Genomic DNA, 2,913 nt, shown 5'->3' with positions numbered 1-2,913 from the left:
TCGACCGGAATAATTTCAACCGACCGCTCGGCCCCGTCCATGTCATCCCAGCCTGCTGCCAGCCCGAACGGGCCCGCCTCCGAAGCTTCCTCGACCGCCAGCGCCTCGGCCGGCGCCTCCGGACAGCCACCGTCTCGGCGGCGCCCGCTGATGTGGGCGCTGGCCGCCGTGGGTCTGCTGGCCGCGGCCGGTTACGGCGTGCACTGGTGGACGGTGGGCCGCTTCATCGAAAGCACCGACGACGCCTACCTGAAGGCCGACAGCGTGACCGCCGCACCCAAGGTGGCGGGCTATGTCACGGCGGTCTATGTGGTGGCCAACCAGCATGTGAAGCGGGGCGATCCGCTGGTCAAGCTGGACCCGCGCCAGTACCAGGCCGCGGCGGACCAGTCGCAGGCCGCCATCGACGCCCGGCGGGCCGATGTGCAGCGGGTGCAGGCCGACATCCTGGAGCAGCAGGCGGCGCTGGCCCAGGCCCGCGCCCAGGCCGAATCGGCCCGGCTGAGCCTGCGTCATGCGCAGGAGGAACTGGACCGCAACGCGCCGCTGGCCTCCACCGGCGCGGCCACCGCCGAGCGCCTGGACGAGTTGCGCAACAGCCGCGACCAGGCCAAGACCCAGCTGGCGGCCACGACGGCGGCGGTGCAAGCGGCCCAGGGGCATCTGGCCGCCAGCCAGGCCCAGGTCGCGCAGACCCAGGCCCAGCTCCAGTCGGCCCAGGCCGCCTTGCGGCAAAGCCATCTGGATGTGGATGACACCATCGTGCGCGCGGCCCTGGACGGCCGCGTGGGCGACACCACCGTGCAGGTGGGGCAGTTCGCCCAGCCGGGCACCCGGCTGATGACCGTCGTGCCCACCCAGGACATCTACCTGGTGGCCAACTTCAAGGAAACCCAGATCGGCCGCATGCGGGCCGGGCAGCCGGTGACGCTGCATGTGGACGCGCTGCCGGACGTGGTGATCCATGGCACGGTGGAGAGCTTCTCGCCGGGCACCGGGGCCCAGTTCGCCCTGCTGCCGTCCGAGAACGCCACGGGCAACTTCACCAAGATCGTCCAGCGCGTGCCGGTGCGCATCCATGTGCAGGCCGACGCCGCCCTGCGCGAGCGGCTGCTGCCCGGCCTGTCGGTGACGACCGAGGTGGACACCCGCGAGACAGCCCATGGCTGAGGCCGTGCCCACCGCCATGCCCGCTGCCGTGCCCCACACCGAGCCCCACGCCAGCGTCACCGACTGGATCGCGGTGGCCGCCGGTGCCCTGGGGGCGCTGATGGCCACGCTGGACATCTCGATCACCAACTCGGCCCTGCCCCAGATCCAGGGCGCGGTGGGCGCCACCGGCACCGAAGGCACCTGGATCTCCACTGGCTACCTGATGTCGGAGATCGTGATGATTCCGCTGGCGGCCTGGCTGACCCGGGTGTTCGGCCTGCGCAACTTCCTGGTGGTCAACGCCGGGCTGTTCACCGCCTTTTCCATCCTCTGCGGGCTGTCGGGCAACCTGGCCATGCTGGTGCTGGCGCGCATCGGCCAGGGCTTCACCGGCGGGGCCTTGATTCCCACCGCGCAGACCATCATCCGCACCCGCCTGCCGCGGCATCAGCTGCCGGTGGGCATGACGCTGTTCGGCCTGATCGTGCTGCTGGGGCCTTTGCTGGGGCCGGTGCTGGGCGGCTGGCTGACCGAGAACGCCAGCTGGCACTGGTGTTTCTTCATCAACGTGCCGGTGTGCGCGGCCCTGCTGGCGCTGCTGCTGCTGGGCCTGCCGGCCGAGCGGGCCCATCTGAAGTCCTTTGTCGAGGCCGACTGGCTGGGCATCGTCGGGCTGGCGGTGGGCCTGTCCACGCTGACGGTGGTGCTGGAAGAGGGGCAGCGCGAACGCTGGTTCGAGTCCTCGATGATCGTCACGCTGAGCCTGGTGTCGCTGCTGGGCATGGGGCTGATCGCCCTGTCGCAGCGCTGGGCTCCGAAGCCCATCCTGCGCCTGAGCCTGTTGCGCAACGCCTCTTATGTCAGCGTGATCTTCATCGTCTTCGTCGTGGGGGCGGGCATCTACGGCGTGTCCTACATCCTGCCGCAGTTCCTGGCGCTCATTGCCGGCTACAACGCCCAGCAATCGGGCGCGGTGATGCTCTACGTCGGGCTGCCCTCCTTCGCCATGATGCCCATCCTGCCGCGCCTGATCGCCCGGGTGGACTTTCGCCTCATGGTGATGGCCGGGCTGGCGTGCTTTGCCGGCAGCTGTGCGCTGGACATCGGCCTGACCGCACAGAGCGTGGGGCACGACTTCATCGTCTCGCAATTGCTGCGCGGCGCCGGGCAGATGCTGTGCATGATGCCGCTGAACCAGGCTTCGATGGCCGCGGTGTCGCGGGAGGAATCCGGCGACGCGGCCGGCATCTACAACATGGCGCGCAACCTGGGCGGCTCCGTCGGCCTGGCGCTGATCGGCACCTTCATCGACCGCCGCGACACCCTGCATGTGGACCGCCTGGGCGAGGCCCTGAACGCCAACTCGCCCCTGGTGCAGTCGCGCGTGGCGGCCAGCGCCGCCAGCCACCTGGCACAAGGCGGTGACGCGGCCCTGGCCCAGCTGCAGGCCCTCAAGGAACTGGTGCTGCAGATCCACCAGCAGGCCAGCGTGATGACCTATTCCGAAACCTTCTACGCCCTGGGCTTTGTGCTGCTGCTGACCATGCCGCTTGCCCTGATGCTCAAGACCCCACAGCCCGGCCAGGCGCCGGCCATGAACGATGCGCACTGAACCTCTCCCCCCACACCCGACCAACCCGGGCCGCCGGCCCACCGCGCCACTGCCGCACCGGCTGACCGTGTGGACCAGCGCGGTGCTGCTGGCCGGTGGGCTGGCCGCCTGCGCGACCGTCGGGCCGGACTACCCAAGCGCGCCGACGG

Annotated in this window: 2 protein-coding genes; both read left to right on the top strand. The window is 70.3% G+C overall.

Annotated features, from left to right (window positions below; all coding sequences use genetic code 11):
- Positions 1-39 precede the first annotated feature (39 nt).
- Positions 40-1,170, top strand: coding sequence for an HlyD family secretion protein (locus I73_RS22735; RefSeq protein WP_022982724.1), 1,131 nt, complete (start codon positions 40-42; stop codon positions 1,168-1,170).
- Positions 1,163-2,764: an MDR family MFS transporter gene (locus tag I73_RS22730; protein ID WP_022982723.1), complete on the top strand. Its 1,602-nt coding sequence runs from the start codon at positions 1,163-1,165 to the stop codon at positions 2,762-2,764. Before I73_RS22735 ends, I73_RS22730 begins: the two co-directional genes overlap by 8 nt.
- Positions 2,765-2,913: the final 149 nt, after the last annotated feature.

The sequence above is a fragment of the Ideonella sp. B508-1 genome, assembly GCF_000333615.1.
GTDB lineage: Bacteria > Pseudomonadota > Gammaproteobacteria > Burkholderiales > Burkholderiaceae_C > Ideonella.
Note: the sequence above shows the minus strand (reverse complement) of the source record. Positions and strands in the feature narration are given on the sequence as shown.